The organism is Streptomyces sp. NBC_00433, assembly GCA_036015235.1.
Taxonomy (GTDB): Bacteria; Actinomycetota; Actinomycetes; order Streptomycetales; family Streptomycetaceae; genus Actinacidiphila.
Window position 1 is genome coordinate 5,290,558 of sequence record CP107926.1, and the last position, 18,256, is coordinate 5,308,813.

Genomic DNA, 18,256 nt, shown 5'->3' on the forward strand with positions numbered 1-18,256 from the left:
GTGTTCACTGCAGCCCCGTGCTGTCCCACACGGCGATCTCGACCGTGCTGGTGTAGAACGCGCACATCTGCGGGTCCGGCCGCTCCCCACCGATCAGCAGTTGCTCGTTGCGGGAGGGGCCGCCACAGATCGCCAACGCCGGACAAGTGCCGCACTGCGGCAGAGGTGCCACTTCCTTGGCAATGCCGCCCAGGAGACCTGCGTCGGCCCGGATTTCATCAAGGGTGTGGAGAAACGCAGGCTCGGTGAAGTTGATGTCGCACAGACTGACCCGCTGCCCTGGTAGCAGCGCCGCGTTCAGGGTGCGGTCGCTCTGCATGTGGTCCAGCAACATGGGTCGACGCCGGTCGAGTGCCTGGAAGGCGCGGTCAAGGACGGAGAACATCATTCCGCCGCGGCCCAGGGCGACAAGTCGCGCCTGGTACAGCTCCTTCGACAGGTCGGCCCCGTCGACGATCCACCGACCACCGGTGGGGATGGGGGTGTTGGCGTAGATGAACTTCAGGCCGAGTTCCTCGATGATCCAGGTGACGGTCTCGGCCAGGCGGCCGATGTTCGCCGGGGTCGGGGTGAGATTGCAGCCCACATGGATGCCGTCGATCTCCAGGAGCCGGCGCACGTTGCGGCGGATGCGGTCATCAGCCGCTTGCCCGCCGAGGAGCCGTCGGTGCGCGGAGTTGACGGACGGCGGCCCGTCGATGGAGACGCCGACCCCGTACCGGTAGCGGGCGAAATGCTCGGCCATATCGTCGGTGAGGCGGGCGCCGTTGGTGACGACGGTGCGCCGAACCTGCTTTACGCCGTGTTCGGTTGCGAGCTTGTCGGCGAGGTCGTCGCCGTACTGCATCAGGTCGAAGCGGGTTGTCGGTTCGCCGCCGAACCACTGGACGGCCACCTCGTCTCGGCCGGCGTTGGTCTCGAACAGGTACGTCAGGCCTGCGACGAGGTCGTCCTCGCTCATGTCCGGCTTGCCGGTGTTCGTGTCGACGAAGCAGTAGCTGCATGCCATGTTGCAGCGGTCGGTGAGCACCACACGAAGGCCACTGATCCTGACCGGTGTGGCATCAAGGCCGAGGTTGCTGAGGCGGGAACGGAGTGCCTCACGCGGGTCCGACTGCGGGGTGTCGGGCGTGAAGCCGAGCTCGGAGAGAGCTGTGTGCGTCGCGGTCGGGGGGACCGCGGAGAGGTCAGTGACCTCCCCGCGGTCGAGGTACACGCTCTCCAGCGTGACCGGGTCGAGCAGAGCAGCCTGCCCGTCCCGGTCGTACTGGATGTACTTCCCCCACAGGAGCTGGGAGGAGGCCACCGGAACTACGCGGCTTCCTCGGCGACGATCCCGCGCTCGGTCATCACCTTGCGGACCAGGTCCTCACCCGTGGCCTGCAGCCGTGCCGAGGCCTCCGGGGAGCCACCGTCGGCGAGGACGATGACGCCGGGCAGAGTCGGGTTGGCGGCGATGAACGTGATTCCGGCGGGCTCGGTGGTGACGATCATGATGGCGTTTTCGACCGGGACCCAGTCGGTCTTGTCCTTGACCCCTTCGAGGATCTCGGCCTGCTTGGCCTGGAAGGCGTCACGCTCGCCCATCCAGACCCCTGCCTTGGTCTTCGAGTCGACGACGTCCGCGTAGATCAGGTGGTCGCTCTTGGCTCGGCGAGGTGTCGGCATAGCACTCGTCTCCTGTCGTTGGCGCTGTCTGTCTCGGATCTGGCGTTGCTGTGAGGTCCCGGCAATTCGCTGGGCCTTGTCCATGAGGGCGCTCCCGGGCGATCAAGGTCACCATCCGTCGGCGCCGGGGTCCTCGGTCTCGCACAGCTCGCCGGGACCGGCGGAAGAGACCAGCTAACAGCCGGGTGCAGCGGCTCAGCCATGGAGCAGCTGTTGTTTTCGTGTTGTTTCCTGGCCGACGAGATCCGGCCGCAGAGGCTCCGGTGGGTGCTTGTTTCGCTACCCTGTGAGACGACTTTGGGGGTGTCGATGGCGGGAAGCCAGGCCGCTTCGCGATTAGTTCATCCGCTCAGTTGCGTACGTGCCGCGAAGGGGTGGACGTTCCAGGACGTGGTCGACATCGTTGCCCGAGGGACCAACGGCTCTGCTCGCCGCGACAAGGCATGGCGCTGGGAGAACTGGGGTGTCGAGCCGGACCTGCCGAGCCAACTCGCCATTGCCGAGGAATTGGGCGTCCCCGAGGACCAGGTACGCAGCCAGCGCTGGCCCGCCTGGCTCCCGGACGGCGACCCCATCCGCACAGGTTTCTCGTGGACGGCGCCGGGGACGCTCCAGGCACTGAACGACACATTGGAGCACGCCATCCTCGATCGACGCGCGTTCATGAAATTGAGCGGCCCGACTCTCGTCGGGCTGGCCGAGGAGTGGCTTGCCGTCGAACCGCCGGCGCTGACCGAGGTGCTGTCCGGCGGCCGGGTCGGTGACCACCTGGTCGCGCGGATGGAGGATGGTCTGCCGCGGTTGAGGGAGCTGGAGGCCGCCTGCGGCGGCGAGCGGGCTCGGAAGCTGCTGGACGCCGAACTCGGCATCGTCACCAGGATCCTGGACAGATCCTCGTACTCCGCGGCATCCGGCCGACGCCTCTACCGTCTGGCCGCTGAACTGGGCCGGATCGCGGGCTTCGCCTCATTCGACGCGGGACTGCACTCAGCCGCACAGAGGTACTGGACGACGGGCCTGCGGGCCGCCCACTGCGCCGACGACCCTGCGGTCGCAGCGAACATTCTCAAGTCCATGAGCCTGCAGTGCTACGACCACGGCATGTTCCGCGCGTCCCTCGATCTGGCCCGCACGGCTGTGGACGGCGCCGGGCCGGTCACTGCCAGGGCGCAGGCGATGCTTCTCCTCCGGCAGGCGCGGGCGGAGGCCGCGTGCGGAAACCGGGCGGCCTGCGACCATGTCCTCGCTGCAGCAGAGCGTGCCTACGCCAGATCTGCCGGTTCCGACGGCGAACCGGGATGGACCGCCTACTTCGACGAAGCCGAATTCCACGCCCAGGTCGGAACCTGCCACATCGATCTGGGCAGGCAGGCCGATGCCGGACGCTCCTTCGCCGGCGCACTGGCTCTGATGCCCGAGGCAAAGGCCCGTGACCGCGCGACGTACGTCATCCGCCTGTCGTCCACCCAGCTTGCCTTGGGGGAGGCCGAACACGCGATCAGCCTCCTGCTGTCGGCTGTCGAACTCATCCACGAAGCCCCCTCCCAGCGGAACATCGTGCGCGCGAAGGCCGTCCGAGACCGCCTTCCGTTCGAGAGATCCGACCCCCGGGCCGTGCAACTCGATACCGGCCTCGCCACACTGGTCGCATGACCGATCGCACGCCGCGCCGAGTCGCGCTGATATCCGGCGGCAACCGAGGCCTCGGCCTCGCCATCGCTCGCCGCCTCACCGAGTACGGGCTTCACGTCGTCATCGGCACCCGGGACGAACTCTCTGGACGGGACGCGGTGGAGGCTCTGTCCAAAGAGGGCCACGACGTCCGCTCCCATCAACTCGATGTCACCGACCCAGCAAGCGTCGCCCGTGCAGTAGCAGACGTCGCGAACAGCGCAGGACGACTCGACGTCCTGGTGAACAACGCCGCCGTGGCGATCGATCGAGGCCAGCCCGCCGCCGGGCCGGACTTCGAAAAGGTCCGAGCCACGCTCGACGCCAACCTCGTCGGCGCCTGGCGACTCAGCGCCGCTGCCGTCCGCGAGATGCGCAAGAACGGCTACGGCCGCATCGTCAACATCACCAGCCATCTCGGCTCGCTGAGCAACATGGGCGCGGGCAACGTGGCCTATCGGGTCTCCAAGGCGGGCCTCAACGCCCTGACCGGCATTCTCGCCGCAGAACTCGAAGGAAGCGGCATCCTGGTCAACGCCGTGTCGCCAGGCCGCATGGACACGAGGATGGCCTACGGAGAAACCGACCGCTCAGCCGCGGACGGCGCCGACACACCAGTCTGGCTGGCCACCCTCCCGGACGACGGGCCAACCGGTGGCCTGTTCCACGAGCGTGCGCCGCTGCCCTGGTAGTTCAAAGGCCCCATCATTGCCGCCCCGCGCCTCAGTCCAGCGAGAAGTCGGCCTGGCCGCCCTTGACCCCGGACACGAAGGCGGCCCACTCCTGGCGGTTGAAGATCAGCGCCGGGCCGCTGGGGACCGTCGACTGGCGTACGGCGACACCGCCGTCCGGCAGCGTTTTGATCTCGACGCAGGCGCCGCCGTTCGGGCCGCTCCAGTCCTTGTGCCAACCGTCCTCGCCCAGCTCCAGCGCGGGCATGCCGTTGTAGATGAGGGTCACCGGTACTCCTTGCGTATTCCTTCCAGGAAGACCCTGGTCTGTGCTTCCGACTCGGCCATCTCGGACAGCCTGTCGAGGACCTGCAGGTGCGCGACGACGTCTTCGTCCTCGTCGAGGTAGACGGCGCTCGTGAGGCTTTCGGCGTAGGCGATGTCCGGCAGTTCCGGCTGCGCGAACCGGAAGAAGTGGATAGGGCCGGGGGCGGCGTGCGGACCGGCGGCAAAGGGGAGGTACTGCAGGGCGATCCGGTCGGAGGTGGCGACTTCGAGCAGGTGGTCGATCTGGGCCAGCATGATCTCGGGGCCTGCGGCCGGGCGGCGGAAGACCGCCTCGTCCATGATCGTCATGATGGTGGGTGCACTCGGCCGGTGCAGGAGCTCCTGGCGGGCCATGCGCAGCGCGAGGCGCCGCTCTACTTCGTCGGGGGAGGCCGGCGGCACGCTGACGTTGAGAACGGCACGAGCGTAGACGTCGACCTGGAGGAGGCCGCTGACGAACTGCGGCTCGTAGATCCTGATTTCCTCCGCACTGTTCTCCAGGCTGACGAAGGCGCTGAACCAGCTGGGGAGGGCGTCGCGGTAGCGGTGCCACCAGCCTGGTTTCCTGGCCTCGGTGACCAAGTGGAGGAACTCCGCGGTCTCGTCCGGAGGGACGCCGTATGCCGCGAGAAGGAGCTTCACGTAGGCGGGCTTCAACCCGACATCGCCGTTCTCCAGGCGGCGCACGGTGAGTGCGGAGGCTCCGATCTCGGCGGCTGCCTGCTCGTACGAGGCGCCGGCAGCCTGCCGGAGTGCAGCCAACCGGTTGCCGAGGACCATGCGCAGCACGGTGGGTGCCGGAGGCGGTGCGACAGAGCGGGCGCCGCTCATGACGTGACCTGCTGCTGAACCCTCATGTGGTCGAGTCTGCCACGGAGTTGACTACTCGCCCAGGTCGATACGCTGCGTTCTGAAAAATTCAGAACGACTCTTGCGGACCGATAGTGTGGCGCACATAGTGGTCAGGTGACCCACTTCACTTCGCTCACTTCAAAGGCCCCTTCTGGCACGCGAGTTGTCCAGCGTCGGACGCTTAGAGGCGATCGATGATGACGGGTCTCGCTCACCGGCAGCCTGCGGCTCCGCCGGGTGCCGGACCGCAGGTCGAGGTCTGTGTGCTGCACCGGGCACCGACCACCTTGCCGGACGTCAGGCACTGGGCACGGGCGCAATTCGAGGCCTGGCATGTCCCAGCGGACGCGCTCCAGGAAGCAGAGCTGGTGTTCAGCGAGTTGGTCAGCAATGCCGTCCTGCACGGCTATGGCGATGTGGTCAGCTGTCGGATCGAGGCCGGCGCCGCGGACCTGCGCATCGAGATCCGTGAGCACGTAGTGCGAGAGGGAGCACACACCGCTGCGCCTCCGCCAGACACGCGATCCGAGGACGAACACGGCCGCGGGCTGCTGCTGGTCGAAGCACTCAGCTCCGACTGGGGAGTTGCGCCGACGCTTCCGGGGCCGGACGGCTGCCGCCGTGTATGGGCCCGGATCGGCCTGGCCGACCGGTGACCAGGTCCGTTCCCGCCTACGAATCCACCGTCGGGCGCCAGATCCGACAGAAGCGCCGGGCGCTCGGATTACGGCAGTCGGAACTTGCCGCCGCGATCGGCATCTCCGCTCCGCGGCTGTCTGAGATCGAAACGGGCAAGGTTCTCCCCGAACTCGCCCTGCTCCGGCGCGCGAGAGCCGAACTGGCCGAGCGAGAGCGCATGAAGGACATCCCCGTCGACACGTCGGCCCGCCGAGCCCTCCCACACCCGCTTGCGGTGGTGCGCACCGAGCGCGGGTGGTCTCAGGAGGAGCTGGCTCGCCGCATCGCCGCCCGTATCGGCGGTCCCCGCGAGCGCGGCAAGGTCTGGCGTTGGGAGAACAGGAGCGTCGTACCGGACGAGACCACCCAACGCGCCTTGGCCGTCGAGTTGGGCGTACCCGTGGACCGCCTCTTCTCGCAGCCGTGGCCCACGTGGTTACCTGGCAGGGAGGGCGTCGACGTCGATACGCCGTGGACCACCCCGGCCGCGGTGGCCGCCCTCGACTCGACCGTAGGCGAGGCGCTGGTGGACCGGCGAACATTCCTGACCCTTGGTGCCGAGAGCGCTGCGGTACTGGCGGCGAACTGGCCTGGGGCCGAACACGTCCCTGGGGCCGCTGCAGCGACCCGCGACGGTACGGCCGAGGACCTCGTCGCATCCCTGGAACTGCGCCTCCCGACCCTTCGCTCTTTGGACGACCTCCACGGCGGTGGCGCCGCACGGTCCGTGATCGACGCCGAACTCCGGACCGTCACGGAGGTTCTGAAGCAGGGGGTGCTGCGCGGCTCGGTTGAGCGGCGACTGTTCCAAGTGGCCGGCGAACTCGCACGCATCGCCGGGTGGGCCAGTTTCGACATCGGAATGAAGGCATCCGCGGAGCGCTACTTCGTCACCGGCCTGCGTGCCGCGCATGCCGCCGAGGACCGCGCTCTCGGCGCGAACATCATCAAGTGCACGGCTCTGCTGATGATCGAGTCCGAGCGCGCCCACGACGCCCTCGTCCTGGCCGACGCCGCCCGCCAGGCAACCTGCAGCGCCCCGTCGCGGGTGCAAGCCATGCTCGCGGTACGCCAGGCGAGAATCCACGCCGTACTGCACGACGGCCCGCAGTGCGACGCGCTGCTCGGCCAGGCGGAAGACCTCCTGGACCAGGCGCTCGGTCGTGACGACCATCCCGCGTACGTCAACTACTTCGGCCCGGCCGAACTGACGGCGCAGACCGCCGCATGCCACCTGGTCCTCGGCCGGCACGACGCGAGCACCCGGCTGTTGGAGTCGGCGGTACGTGACCAGCCGCGGTCCCGTGCCCGGGACCTGACCACGTACCGGCTCTGGCAGGCCGAATCCGCCCTGGCGCTGGGAGAAGTGGAGCACGCCTGTGTGCTGCTGGGGGAGACAGCACCCGCCGTCGCAGCCGAGAGCTCGACGCGCAACCGGGCGCGCCTGGCGTCGGTGCGCACGCTCCTGCGGCCGTACGAAGGCACACCCGCGGTGCGGGACCTGGACGAACGGACCCGCGATCTGATCGCATGAAGGCGTGACCACTCCCACCGCACAGCGCGTCGCCGTCGTCACCGGCGCCAACCGGGGCCTGGGACTTGCCATCGCCACCGGTCTGGCGCGGCGGGGCCTCTGCGTCGTCCTGACCGCCCGCAGACTCCCGGACGCGGAGGCCGCTGCCGGGCCGCTCCGGGACGAGGGCCTGCTCGTAGAGGCGGGGGAACTGGACGTCACAGACCCCATCAGCGTCTTCCGGCTCTTCGCCGACGTGGGGCGCGACCTCGGCCGCCTGGACGTCCTGGTCAACAACGCCGGCGTCGCCATCGACCGCAACCGCCGACCTTCCGCCCACGACGTCGGCAAGATCCGGTCCACCTTGGACGCCAACCTCGTCGGCCCCTGGCAGTGCTGCATGGAGGCCGTCCCCCTCATGCGGGAGGGTGGCTATGGACGGATCACCAACGTCAGCAGCCGGATGGGAAGTCTTGCCCTGATGGAGTCGGCGGGCAGCCCGGCCTACCGGGTGTCAAAAGCCGCTCTCAACGCGCTGACCCGCGTCTTCGCCGCTGAGACCGGAGACGAGAACATCCTGGTCAACGCCGTGTCTCCCGGGACGGTCACGACACGCCTCAGCTACGGCTCGGCGAAGCAGACACCGGAGCAGGCGGCAGAGGACCTCCTGTGGCTGAGCGAGCTTCCGGACGACGGCCCGACGGGGGAGTTCTTCCAGGGGCGAGAGCACCTCCCTTGGTAGATGCCGGACCTGCGGCACCCTGCGGAACCCTTTGAACGCATCTGCACCCCGGTGCACACACGAAGCCGACAGCTTCGACCTTGGCGCCGCACGGGGACGGTGATGGTCTGGGGCTGCCGCGCCGACGATCCCCCGTATCGCCGGCGTGGCGTCCACCGTCCACTCCGGCTCAGCGCGTACACATAGGCGCTTGCGGATCGGCGTGGGCCAGCCCCCGACTCCTCTCGGGCAAGGCGCGCTCCCCGACCGGTTGCCGGTTCGCTACTGGTCCCCCGGGCAGGTCGCCGTGATCCCTCAGCGCCAAGGTCTTTCGCCTCTCGCCGCCGCGGTTCCTGCTGCCCCGGAACCCCTGGATCCGGATCGGGCCGACCGACGGCCTGTGAAGGTCGCCGGGCACTCCCCCCGCCAGGCACTGCACCGGCGGCTTGACCACCTGGCGGCTGTCGGGATCGACATGCAGGTCGCCATCCAGACCGAGTGGCTGCTCCCCCAGGAGATCCAGCTGCCGGGAGCGAATGGGAGGGCCGACGCGAGCGACTCTCCTGACCCGCTGGTGGACCTCCTCGTCTGTGTCATCGCCACCTTCGACGAGATCGGGCTGCCGGTGGACTCCGTGAGGACCCGCTCGCACCCCCGGCGGATCGAGACGGCCATGCCGGCCCGCGAGCCGATGACGGCCTGCGACCAGCAGCACCTCTGCAGCCGGGCTCTTGCCGCGATCGGAGGCGACCCGCGCTGGTTCCCGTCCCACGCCGACCCCGGCGCAACCGTTCCGATGGGCGAGATGAGACTGCGCCTGCGCCTGTCGCACGACGACGGAGAGGTGTGCGTCGCAGCTGAGCACGCCATGATCGGGCTGCGCGAAGTGCTGCCCAATCTGGTCCAGCTGTACCTCGCCGGGGACGCCGAACCCGACGCAGGGAAGGACGGCGCGGCATTCGTAAAGGTCAGTCCCGTCAGACTCGGTGCCGACGCAGGGTTGGAAGTCCGCGTATCCGTCCCAGGGGCGGACCCTCACCTGCTGCTCGCTGCACTCATCGCCGGGGTTGTTCACGGTTTCGATCACGAGGACTTCCAGCACTCCGGCAGTGCCCGCACCGAGCTTGGGCCTATCGCCGACCCGAGCGCAGAACGAGATGCCTCCCTTGATCCGCGAGGTGCTGTCGGACACGACCGGTTAGACCACGGACTACCGGCAGCGACTTCGCCCCTTCGCGGTATGCGTTGATGGCCGGCAATGAGGCGACGTACCGGCTCGCTCCCCACCCGGCAGGTCCTGACGGCGAGTTACGGGCAGCACTCGAAGAAGTGCGTATCGGCAGATGGGTCGCCATGCGGGATCTGCTCGCAAAGACCCGCACTCGCTGGGAGTTGCGGACGTCACGGTCCCAGGTCCTGGCAGCCGCGGCAGCTCGGTCGCATGTTGTACGGGAGTGGCTGCTGGACGACCCCAGCGGGGCTGACGCCCTGATGATGCGGGCGCGAGTGGGCACCGAGCGGGTGCTGCGCGCCCACCGTTCCGGGCGGGACGGCACCGCGGAGTTGGCGGTGGAGGCACGGACGGCTGTGTGGGCCGCCGCCAGGGCGGCGCCGGATGACCCGGTGCCGTGGGTGTGCCTGCTGGCGTTGGCGCAGGTGGATCCGCGGCAGCTGGAGCCGGAACACCGGATGCCGGCGCCGGAGGAGATGCTGCCGCCCGGCCCGTGGCGGTTGCTGGCGGAGGTGCAGCGGCGGGATCCGTACAACCGCGAGGCGCATCACCGGGCACTGCAGTTCCTCTTGAACGCGCGGTCGGGAGGGTCGGCGCCGGCCCTGAACTTCGCGCACTGGGTCGGGGGATGGGTGCCGCTGGAGTCTGCCTCGGCCCTGCTCGTACTGCCCCTGTACGCCTATGCCCAGCACTACCGCGACAAGCGGGAGCGCGGCCGGTACGACGCGATCGGGCGGGCGCAGTGGACCCGTGAGCCATTGATCAATGACGTCCAGCGCGCGCTAGTGGGGTGGTTCGAGCGCTCGGTCCCCGCTGAGCGCTCGGTGCTGGACCTGAACCACCTGGCCCACGCCCTGTGGGCGGGCCGCCGCTACGCCGAGGCGGCCGAGGTGTTCGACGCCATCGGCCGGTACGCGACTGCCCAGCCGTGGAGTCTGGTCGCCGCGGAGCCGGGCGATCCGCAATCCGGCGTGGAGGAGTTTCTCAAGGCTCGCCGCCAGTGCCTGGCGGTGGCTGGCCCGGCGCGGGCGGGCCCGCGCACCTCGACCAACTGAACTTCACCGGCGACCCGTTGGGCCGCCGGCTTGTCCTGTCCTTTTTCCTTGGAAGGTTGTGCGATGTCGCATGCTGAACGTGGCGCCGTCGAGTCGGCGCTGGACGATGACCACTTGCTCCGCCAGCTGGGATACGAGCCCGAACTGAGCCGGAGGATGAGCGGCTTCGGCAACTTCGCCATCAGCTTCTCCGTGATCAGCGTTCTGTCCGGGTGCATGACGCTGTACGGGTTCGGGATGGCGACCGGTGGCCCGGCGGTGATGCTGTGGGGCTGGGTGTTCGTCGGGGCGATGGTGATGCTGGTCGGCGCGGCTCTGGCGGAGGTGACCAGCGCGTACCCGACCAGCGGGGCGCTGTTCGACATGGCCAACCGCCTGGGCGGTCCGCGGTGGGGCTGGTACACCGGCTGGCTCAACCTGCTGGGCCTGCTCGGGGCCATCGCCGGTATCGACTACGGCTGCGCCCTGTTCGCGGGCGCTTTCGCCAACCTCCAGTGGGGCTTCATGCCCACGCCGGGGAAGACGATGCTGATCTACCTGGCGATCCTGCTACTGCACGCCATATCGAACCTGTTCGGTGTGCGGCTGGTGACGATCCTCAACTCCGTCAGCGTGTGGTGGCACCTGACCGGCGTCGCGGTGATCGTCGGCGGCCTGGTGCTCGTACCGACCCACCACCAGTCTCCGCACTTCATGTTCACCACGTTCGTCAACGACACCGGGTGGTCGAGCAACTGGTACGTGCTGCTGATCGGACTGCTCCTCGCGCAGTACACCTTCTGCGGCTACGACGCCTCCGCCCACCTGTCGGAGGAGACCACCAAAGCCCAGGTCAGCGCACCACGCGGCATCGTCCACGCGATCGGCTGGTCGTGGATCGCGGGCTTCGTCCTGCTGGCCGGTCTGACCTACGCCATCCAGAGCTACGCCAGGACGCAAGGCACGGCGACCGGTGTGCCGCCGGCGCAGATCTTCCTCGACGCGCTCGGCTCCGGCGGTGCGAAGGCCCTGCTGCTCATCGTGATCGTTGCCCAGCTCTTCTGCGGGAACGCCGAGGTCGCCGCCTGCTCCCGGATGGTCTTCGCGTTCTCCCGCGATGGCGCGCTGCCAGGCTCGTCCATGTGGCGACGGGTCTCGGGCCGCACGGGCACACCGACCCGGGCGGTGTGGCTGGCGGTCGCCGTGGCAGCGGTTCTGGCACTGCCCGCGCTCTACAGCACCGTCGCGTACGGCGCGGTCACCGCGATCAACGTCATCGGCATCACCCCGGCGTACGCCATCCCCATCTACTTGCGTCTGCGCGCCGGGCGCAGGTTCCAGCGCGGTCCGTGGCACCTGGGCAGGTGGAGCAGACTGGTGGGCTGGGCGGCGGTGGTGTGGGTGGCGTTCGTGACGGTGCTGTTCTGCCTGCCGCAGACCAGGCCTGCGGGCCACCTGATAACCCTGTCCTCGTTTAACTACGCCCCTGTCGCCCTTGTCGTCGTCCTGATCCTCGCTGCCGTCTGGTGGCGGACTGCCGGGCAGCGCACCTACGAGGCTGCGCAACTGGCCGGCGGCGAGGAGATGGCCCAGTACGCGGAAGGAATTGTGTGATGGGACCGCTCAGCCAGAAGATTCCGGGCGGCTTGATCACAGCCGACGAGCTCCGAGCGGCGGTCGCCGACGGCGAGGTCGAGACGGTAACGCTTGCCGTTGCGGACATGCAGGGGCGGCTGGTCGGCAAGCGCCACCAGGCTCGCGGTTTCGTCGAACGGTTGCTGACCGGCACCGCGGAGGCGTGCGCGTATCTCCTCGCCACCGACGTCGAGATGCGCCCCCTCCCCGGCTTCGGGGCGGCCTCGTGGGAGACCGGCTACGGCGACATGCGGCTGGTCCCGGACCTCGGCACCCTGCGCCGCCTGCCCTGGCACGGCGGTGGTGCGCTGGTCCTCGCTGACGCCCAGGACTCCCACGGGCAACCGCTGGTCACGGCTCCCCGGCAGGTCCTGCAGGATCAGATCGGCCGGCTTGCCGAGCTGGGACTGACGGCCAAGGTCGGCCTGGAGACCGAATTCACCGTCTACCGCGGCAGCTGCGAGCGGGTCCCGCACACCATGGAGCCGCTCACACCACGGAATCTCGACTACGCCCTTGTCCAGCCACTGGCCGTCGGTGAGTACCTCCACGAGATGGAAGAGCTCCTGACCGAAGGGGGGCTGCCGGTGGAAGCGGTCAAGACCGAGGCCGCACCCGGCCAGGTCGAGATCACCTTCCACTATGGCGAGGCTCTGACGGCGGCAGACAACCACGCCGTGTTCAAGCACACCATTAAGACAGTCACCCCGTGGACGGAGAACAGCGCCACTTTCATGGCCGCCCCGGTCACCGGCGTCGGCAACGGGATGCACATCCACCTCTCGCTCTGGCGCGACGGCGACCGACCCGTCGTCCCGACCGAAGGCGGAGGCCTGTCCGCGACGGGCGCCCACACGGTCGCCGGACTTGTAGAGGGCTTGCCCCGGCTGCTGCCGCTTCTGCTCCCGACGGCAAACTCCTACAAGCGGCTGCGCCCTCACTCGTTCGCACCCACCCGGGCCACTTGGGGATGGGACAACCGCACTTGCGCGGTACGCGTTACCGGCCACGGGAGCGGTCTCCACCTGGAGATCCGTCTTGCGGGAGCCGACGCCAATCCCTACCTCGCCATAGCTGCCGTGCTCGCTGCCTGCCGCTTCGGCATCACCCGCGAACTGCAACCGCCATCCGCGATCACCGGCAACGCCTACACCACCGACTCCCCTGCGCTGGCCTCCACAATCCAACCCGCCGTGGACGCCTTCCGCGACAGCGCGACCGCAGCAGACCTGCTCGGCAAGGAGGTGGTCGCGCATTACGCCACGGCAGCACAGATCGAATGCGATGTGGCCGCGACCCGCGTCACCGACATCGAACGCGACCGGGGGTTCCACGATGCATGACCCTGGAAGCCGGCGCCGGAGGGTGGTCACGACCTCCCGCAGTCGAGGACTTGCTCAAGCGCCCCGACGACGGGCCGACGCGATGCGTACGGTGAGACGCTCCGCCGCCGTGGTGCCGGCAGGCCTAGAGGGTGGACCGCGTGGTTCATCGTTCTGTCGTTTTCGGGCCTCCCGAAGCGGCGGCGGTGCTCACCGGCTACTGGGATGGGACCACAAGCGCGAAACCGTCGCGCGTATCCAGTCCCACCTCGGCGACGTCGAGGAACAACTGCTCCAGCTGACGACCGGCAGATAAAACGGCGGAAGGCGGACACCTCATGACGGAAAAGGCCCATTTAGGTTCTCAGCGGCAGAGCACGGAAAGCGAGCCTGGCAAGACCCGGACCTCGGTGCCGGAAGAGATGCGGCTCGAGTTCCCAGGGGATCGGCGGCTGGAGGCCGGTCACGCGATCACCTTGCGGGCGATGGCCCGTCGGCTTCCCCAACTGGTGGGCCGCGCACTTCAGATGGCCTGGCATGTCGACCGCAACGCGGTGATCGCACTGCTGATCTGTCAGGTGCTGTCCGGGGTGCTGGAAGCGCTCGGGCTGCTGGCCCTGACCGGCACCATCACCGCGGTCATTGCGTCAGGCCACATCGTCGAGCGCCTGCGCCAGGCCGCACCGTCTCTGGTGTTGCTCGCCTCGGCGGCCGGTGTTCGCGCGGTACTCGGCATTGCCGTCGGCGGGCTGTCGACCCGCCTGTCCCCCCGGATATCCCGGGAGGCGGAGCTGCGGCTGCTGGACGCGGCGACCCACGCGGAGCTGGCCGCGTACGACCACCCGGGCTTCAACGACCGCTGGGACGCGGCCGATCGGGGTGTCGAGGTCTCGCAGGACATGCTCAACCAGTCACAGAACATCCTGGCCTCGGCCGCTTCCCTGGTCGCCGCCTCGGCCGTCTTGACCAGCGTCCACCCGGTGCTGCTGCCTTTGCTCGTGCTTGCCGCGCTGCCGCAGGCGGTGGCCGGCGTGAAGGGAGCGCGGCTGACGTATCTGGCGTCGCTGGACACGATGAAGGACCGCCGCCTGCTGGGCATCCTGCGCTGGAACCTGGTCGACAAGCAGAACGCCGACCAGATCCGCTCCGGCACCATGGCCGATTTTCTGCTCGGCCGCTACCGGGCTGCCGGCGCCCGCGTGGACGTCGCCACCGACCGTGCTGCCTGGCGCGCGGCGAAGATGTCGCTCATCGGCAGCCTGGCCGGGGGACTTGCCGCAGGCGTGGTCTGGGCCGCGCTGCTCTTCCTCATCGGCACCGGTCGCATCTCCGTCGCGTCCGCAGGTACCGCCACTTTCGCCCTGCGATCGGTTGCCGTCGGGCTGCACGGCATCGTCGGTTACGGCGCGATCATCTTCCGCACGGGGATGTACCTCGACGACTGGTCGGATTTCCTCGACGAAGCCGGTGGCCACCGCATCAATCGCGGCGAAGTCGTTCCCGCCGGACCGGAGGTCGTACGGGCGAACCGGTTGTCGTACACCTACCCGCACGCCGACAAGCCCGCCCTGGACGGCATCACCCTCGAGGTGCGGCGCGGCGAAGTCCTCGCTCTGGTCGGTGAGAACGGCTCGGGCAAGACCACGTTGAGCAAGCTCCTGTCCGCCCTCTACCTTCCCACCAGCGGCAGCGTCACCTGGGACGGCGCCGACATCCGCGCCTTGGACGCGCACGCGGCCTGGGCTCGCGTCGCGGTCGTACCCCAGGACTACGCAAAGTGGCCGCTGACCGCACGCGACAACATCACCCTCGGCCAGCCGCTCCCGGGGGCCGACAGCACGGTACGGTCAGCGGCCGAGGCCTCCGGCGCCGATGAGGTCGTCACCGCACTGCGCTCGGGACTCGACACGCTGCTGGCCCGCGAGTGGTGGGGCGGCCAGGAACTGTCCGGCGGCCAGTGGCAGCGCATAGCCCTGGCCCGCGCCTTCCACCGGGACGCTGGCCTGCTCGTCCTGGACGAACCCACCGCCGCTCTCGACTCCCGCGCCGAACACCGCATCTTCACCGGCTTGCGCCGTATCGCCGCCGACCACGCCGTCGTCCTGGTCACCCACCGTCTGACGAACGTCGCCGTCGCCGACAAGATCGCCGTCCTCGACCGCGGCCGCATCGTCCAGTACGGCACCTTTACTCAGCTCCGCGACGCTCCTGGACTTTTCCACGACCTGTGGATACTGCAGAACGACCGCGAGCCGACCGTCCCGGCCCAGGACAAGAACGGTGCACGCACTCAGGACGCAGTCCTCTTTTAAACGCCCCCCTCTGCATTCAGCGGCGCTGACGGTTACCGGGCGTGGACGGACCGCCCGGTGGCGGCGTTGCTGAAATGGGTGTGACGCCCGCGGTAGGGCGTGCCGTTGTACTGCGGGCCATAGCGGCCTGGGCTCGGAGACTGGGGACCTGCCGGTGGGCGAGACGCTGGATGCGCCAGGTGAGGACCTGGGCGGGGGATCGCGCGTCGGTCAGCGTGCGTTGGCCAGCCGCTTGTTCGAGGAGCCGTTTGGGGTTGTGGCCGGCGGCCTCGGCGTCGGTCAGGGCGGTGGCGAGCGCTGGCCAGGCGGGATCGCCGAGGATGTGGTCGGCGTGTGCCGGGACGGTCTGGCGGACCTCTTCGGCACGGTTCTCCACGACGGGGCCGAGTGGGCGGCGGGCGGTCAGGGCGGCCAAGGGAGCGCTGGCGGCCTGGTCGTAGGCGGCTTGGAGGTCGGTGAGGGTGCGGCGGGTGGCTTCGACTTGCTGGTTGTGGTGGCGGGCGGAGTGCCAGCGTTGGATGGCGAGCGCGGCGAGGATCGCGGCGTCGAGGAACATCGCCAGTCCGGCGCCGTCGCCGGTGGTGGGTTGCCTGGCTATGGTGCGGATGGCGCCTCGTAGGGCTCGGGCGTGCTGGTGCTCGGCTTGGATACGGGAGCGGCTGGCGCGTTCGAAGTCCAGGGCGGCCTGGCGGAGCTGGGGTCGCAGATGCGCGGGAGCTCGGACGGGGAGGGCGTCAAGGGCTTCGGCAAAGGCGGCGATCTGAGCTTGGGAAGCCGGGTCGTCGTTTCGGTCGAGGTGTTGGGGGATGCGTTCGGTGGCGGCGGTGGCCTGGTGCCAGGGGTCGGGCCGGCGGGGGCCGGTCATTGGGGGTTCGGTGGCGGTGAGGCGGTTGCGGATCTGGGGGTAGGACAGGTCGGGGGCGAGGGTGGAGCCGGAGAACCAGATCGGCTGGCCTGCGGCGTTGGTGTCGCCGTCGAGGGCGACTTTGTAGCCGCGGATGTCGCCGGAGGGGAAGCGCAGGACTTCGACCTTCATGCCGCTGCTGGCCAGGTAGTGGAAGAACTCCTCGGGGCTGGTGGAGACGGCCACGACGGTGCGGATAGTTGCGCGGAGTTGTTCGCGTGGGGTGCGCTGGCGGCCGGTGCGGTGGGCTTTTTCGGTTTCGGCGCGGGTGGGGCGTTTGGCTGCGGTCCCGTCGCCGGGGGTGACGCGGCGCAGTCCGTAGTCGGCTTCGATCTGGCGGGCTTCGGCTTGGGCGCGTTTGTAGGAGTAGGAGTCGCGGGGTTTGGTGCCGTCCTGGCGGACCTTGGTGGCCAGGATGTGGATGTGGTCGTCGGCGTGGCGGACGGCGATCCAGCGGCAGGCGGCGTCGTCGCCTTCGGGTGCGATGCCGGTGGCGTGGACCATGCGGCGGGCGATGTCGGCCCACTGCACGTCGGTGAGCACAGGGTCTTCGGGTGCGGCGCGCACTGAGCAGTGCCAGACAGGCTGGGCGGGCCGTTCGGCGGGGTCGACGGCTTCGACGGGCAGGTCAAGGTAGCCGGCCAGCTGTTTGAAGGTGGCGTCCGGATCGCGGGCGGGGTCCGGGGCCAGGCCGTCGAAGGAGGCGACGAGGTGCGGGTCGGTGTGGGCCTCGTGGCCGCGGCCGGTGCGGTAGAGGTAGCCGATCGCACCGGCGGTGTTGGAGCCTGCTTTGTGGATGGACGGGATCATGCGCGGTCCGCCAGGGTCTGGGCGGCGGCTTCGAGGCGAGCGGTAACGCGGCGGACCTCGGCGAGAGCGGCCTCGGTACCGATGGGGTCGCCGCCGGAGTTGATGGCGCGGGCGATCTGGTTGATGTTGTTGCCGATCCGGGCCAGGTCGGTTCGGGCGGCCATGAGTTCGCGGATGGTGCCGCGCAGGTCGAGCAGGTTCGCCGCGACGCGGTTGATGTCGTGGGCGGTTGCGAGTGATGCCTGTGCCATGAACTTGGCGAGGCTCGCGCCGGTGTGGTCGGCGGCGGCCTTTACTTCGGTGCGTTCGGTGGTGCTGAGGCGGACGCTGACAGCGGTGCGCTGCTTGTTCTGACGCGTACGGGTGCGTCGCTGCGGTCGCGTACGCGATGGGGCTGTCCTTGGTGCGGGGCCGCCCTCGGGCCCGCACCCCGTACCGGTCGCCCCCTGGCGGCCGGTGTCGTGCGCCACCCCCGGGGCGCAGGACCGCGTGCAGGGCGCTCCCCCGACGGGGGAGTGTCCGAACGCACAACTTGCTCCGCTGGTGGCTGGGCTTTTGGTGGTCTCCGTGCCGTTGGGGGAGTGGGCGTAGGCGGTACTGGTCTCGTCGGGGACAGAGCGGGTGCGTGGAGTGGGGACGGCGGGGGTTTCGTTGCGGACGGACATCAGGGCGCTCGTTTCGGCGATGGGGTGTGTGTGGATGGGTCGGACCGGACGCCGCTGCGTCGCCAGCCTCGTGCTGAGGGGTTGGGGCGCTGTCGTTTTTTTCGTCGCGGGCAGCGGGTTCCGTGGCGGAACGGAGTTCTTGTTCCGTGGCGGGACGAGGCGAGGGGCGTACGTTCAGTTTCAGAACACGGCTTCTGTTCAGTTACTGAACGGCCCCGCTGTTCAGTAACTGAACAGGTGAG

General features: G+C 69.1%; 16 protein-coding genes. 10 read left to right on the forward strand and 6 right to left on the reverse strand.

Annotated elements, in window-relative coordinates; translation table 11 throughout:
* Window positions 1-4: 4 nt before the first annotated feature.
* Together OG900_22705 and OG900_22710 are read right to left on the reverse strand one after the other, a co-directional pair.
* Window positions 5-1,216 carry a radical SAM protein gene (locus OG900_22705; GenBank protein ID WUH92640.1) on the reverse strand — a complete coding sequence of 404 codons (1,212 nt, stop codon included), beginning with the start codon at window positions 1,214-1,216 and terminating at the stop codon, window positions 5-7.
* Between the two features lie 95 nt (window positions 1,217-1,311).
* A complete protein-coding gene (locus OG900_22710; GenBank protein WUH92641.1) occupies window positions 1,312-1,668 on the reverse strand; it encodes a hypothetical protein in 357 nt (118 codons plus the stop codon).
* Between the two features lie 390 nt (window positions 1,669-2,058).
* On the opposite strand from OG900_22710, the gene OG900_22715 reads away from it, so the two are divergent.
* Together OG900_22715 and OG900_22720 are read left to right on the forward strand one after the other, a co-directional pair.
* Window positions 2,059-3,321 carry a hypothetical protein gene (locus OG900_22715; protein WUH92642.1) on the forward strand — a complete coding sequence of 421 codons (1,263 nt, stop codon included), beginning with the start codon at window positions 2,059-2,061 and terminating at the stop codon, window positions 3,319-3,321.
* The gene (locus OG900_22720; GenBank protein WUH92643.1) at window positions 3,318-4,031 is read left to right on the forward strand and encodes an SDR family NAD(P)-dependent oxidoreductase; all 714 of its coding nucleotides are present in this window, start codon (window positions 3,318-3,320) and stop codon (window positions 4,029-4,031) included. Before OG900_22715 ends, OG900_22720 begins: the two co-directional genes overlap by 4 nt.
* 31 nt (window positions 4,032-4,062) lie before the next feature.
* Here the strand turns inward: OG900_22720 and OG900_22725 are convergent, their stop codons facing one another.
* Together OG900_22725 and OG900_22730 are read right to left on the reverse strand one after the other, a co-directional pair.
* Window positions 4,063-4,278, reverse strand: a complete 216-nt coding sequence (locus OG900_22725; protein WUH95880.1) for a DUF397 domain-containing protein — start codon at window positions 4,276-4,278, stop codon at window positions 4,063-4,065.
* Window positions 4,279-4,295: 17 nt separating this feature from the next.
* Window positions 4,296-5,168 carry a helix-turn-helix domain-containing protein gene (locus OG900_22730; protein ID WUH92644.1) on the reverse strand — a complete coding sequence of 291 codons (873 nt, stop codon included), beginning with the start codon at window positions 5,166-5,168 and terminating at the stop codon, window positions 4,296-4,298.
* Window positions 5,169-5,383: 215 nt separating this feature from the next.
* Between OG900_22730 and OG900_22735 the strand changes: the two genes are divergently transcribed.
* The 8 genes from OG900_22735 (at window position 5,384) to OG900_22770 (ending at window position 15,635) form a co-directional block, all read left to right on the forward strand.
* Window positions 5,384-5,845 carry an ATP-binding protein gene (locus tag OG900_22735; GenBank protein ID WUH92645.1) on the forward strand — a complete coding sequence of 154 codons (462 nt, stop codon included), beginning with the start codon at window positions 5,384-5,386 and terminating at the stop codon, window positions 5,843-5,845.
* Window positions 5,842-7,401: a helix-turn-helix domain-containing protein gene (locus tag OG900_22740; GenBank protein ID WUH92646.1), complete on the forward strand. Its 1,560-nt coding sequence runs from the start codon at window positions 5,842-5,844 to the stop codon at window positions 7,399-7,401. Before OG900_22735 ends, OG900_22740 begins: the two co-directional genes overlap by 4 nt.
* Before the next feature lie 4 nt (window positions 7,402-7,405).
* Complete coding sequence (locus OG900_22745) at window positions 7,406-8,122, forward strand: SDR family NAD(P)-dependent oxidoreductase (protein WUH92647.1); 717 nt, start codon at window positions 7,406-7,408, stop codon at window positions 8,120-8,122.
* Between the two features lie 379 nt (window positions 8,123-8,501).
* Window positions 8,502-9,350: a hypothetical protein gene (locus OG900_22750; GenBank protein WUH92648.1), complete on the forward strand. Its 849-nt coding sequence runs from the start codon at window positions 8,502-8,504 to the stop codon at window positions 9,348-9,350.
* On the forward strand, window positions 9,350-10,387 hold the full coding sequence (locus OG900_22755) for a hypothetical protein (GenBank protein ID WUH92649.1): 1,038 nt from the start codon (window positions 9,350-9,352) through the stop codon (window positions 10,385-10,387). The genes OG900_22750 and OG900_22755 overlap by 1 nt, the downstream gene beginning before the upstream one ends.
* Before the next feature lie 63 nt (window positions 10,388-10,450).
* Window positions 10,451-11,980, forward strand: coding sequence for an amino acid permease (locus OG900_22760; GenBank protein ID WUH92650.1), 1,530 nt, complete (start codon window positions 10,451-10,453; stop codon window positions 11,978-11,980).
* A complete protein-coding gene (locus OG900_22765; protein WUH92651.1) occupies window positions 11,980-13,344 on the forward strand; it encodes a glutamine synthetase family protein in 1,365 nt (454 codons plus the stop codon). The genes OG900_22760 and OG900_22765 overlap by 1 nt, the downstream gene beginning before the upstream one ends.
* Before the next feature lie 317 nt (window positions 13,345-13,661).
* Complete coding sequence (locus tag OG900_22770) at window positions 13,662-15,635, forward strand: ABC transporter ATP-binding protein/permease (GenBank protein ID WUH92652.1); 1,974 nt, start codon at window positions 13,662-13,664, stop codon at window positions 15,633-15,635.
* A gap of 16 nt (window positions 15,636-15,651) precedes the next feature.
* Here the strand turns inward: OG900_22770 and OG900_22775 are convergent, their stop codons facing one another.
* Window positions 15,652-17,349: a relaxase/mobilization nuclease domain-containing protein gene (locus OG900_22775; GenBank protein WUH92653.1), complete on the reverse strand. Its 1,698-nt coding sequence runs from the start codon at window positions 17,347-17,349 to the stop codon at window positions 15,652-15,654.
* Entirely contained in the window at window positions 17,346-17,819 is a 474-nt protein-coding gene (locus OG900_22780; GenBank protein ID WUH92654.1) for a MobC family plasmid mobilization relaxosome protein, read from the reverse strand. The genes OG900_22775 and OG900_22780 overlap by 4 nt, the downstream gene beginning before the upstream one ends.
* Window positions 17,820-18,256 lie beyond the last annotated feature (437 nt).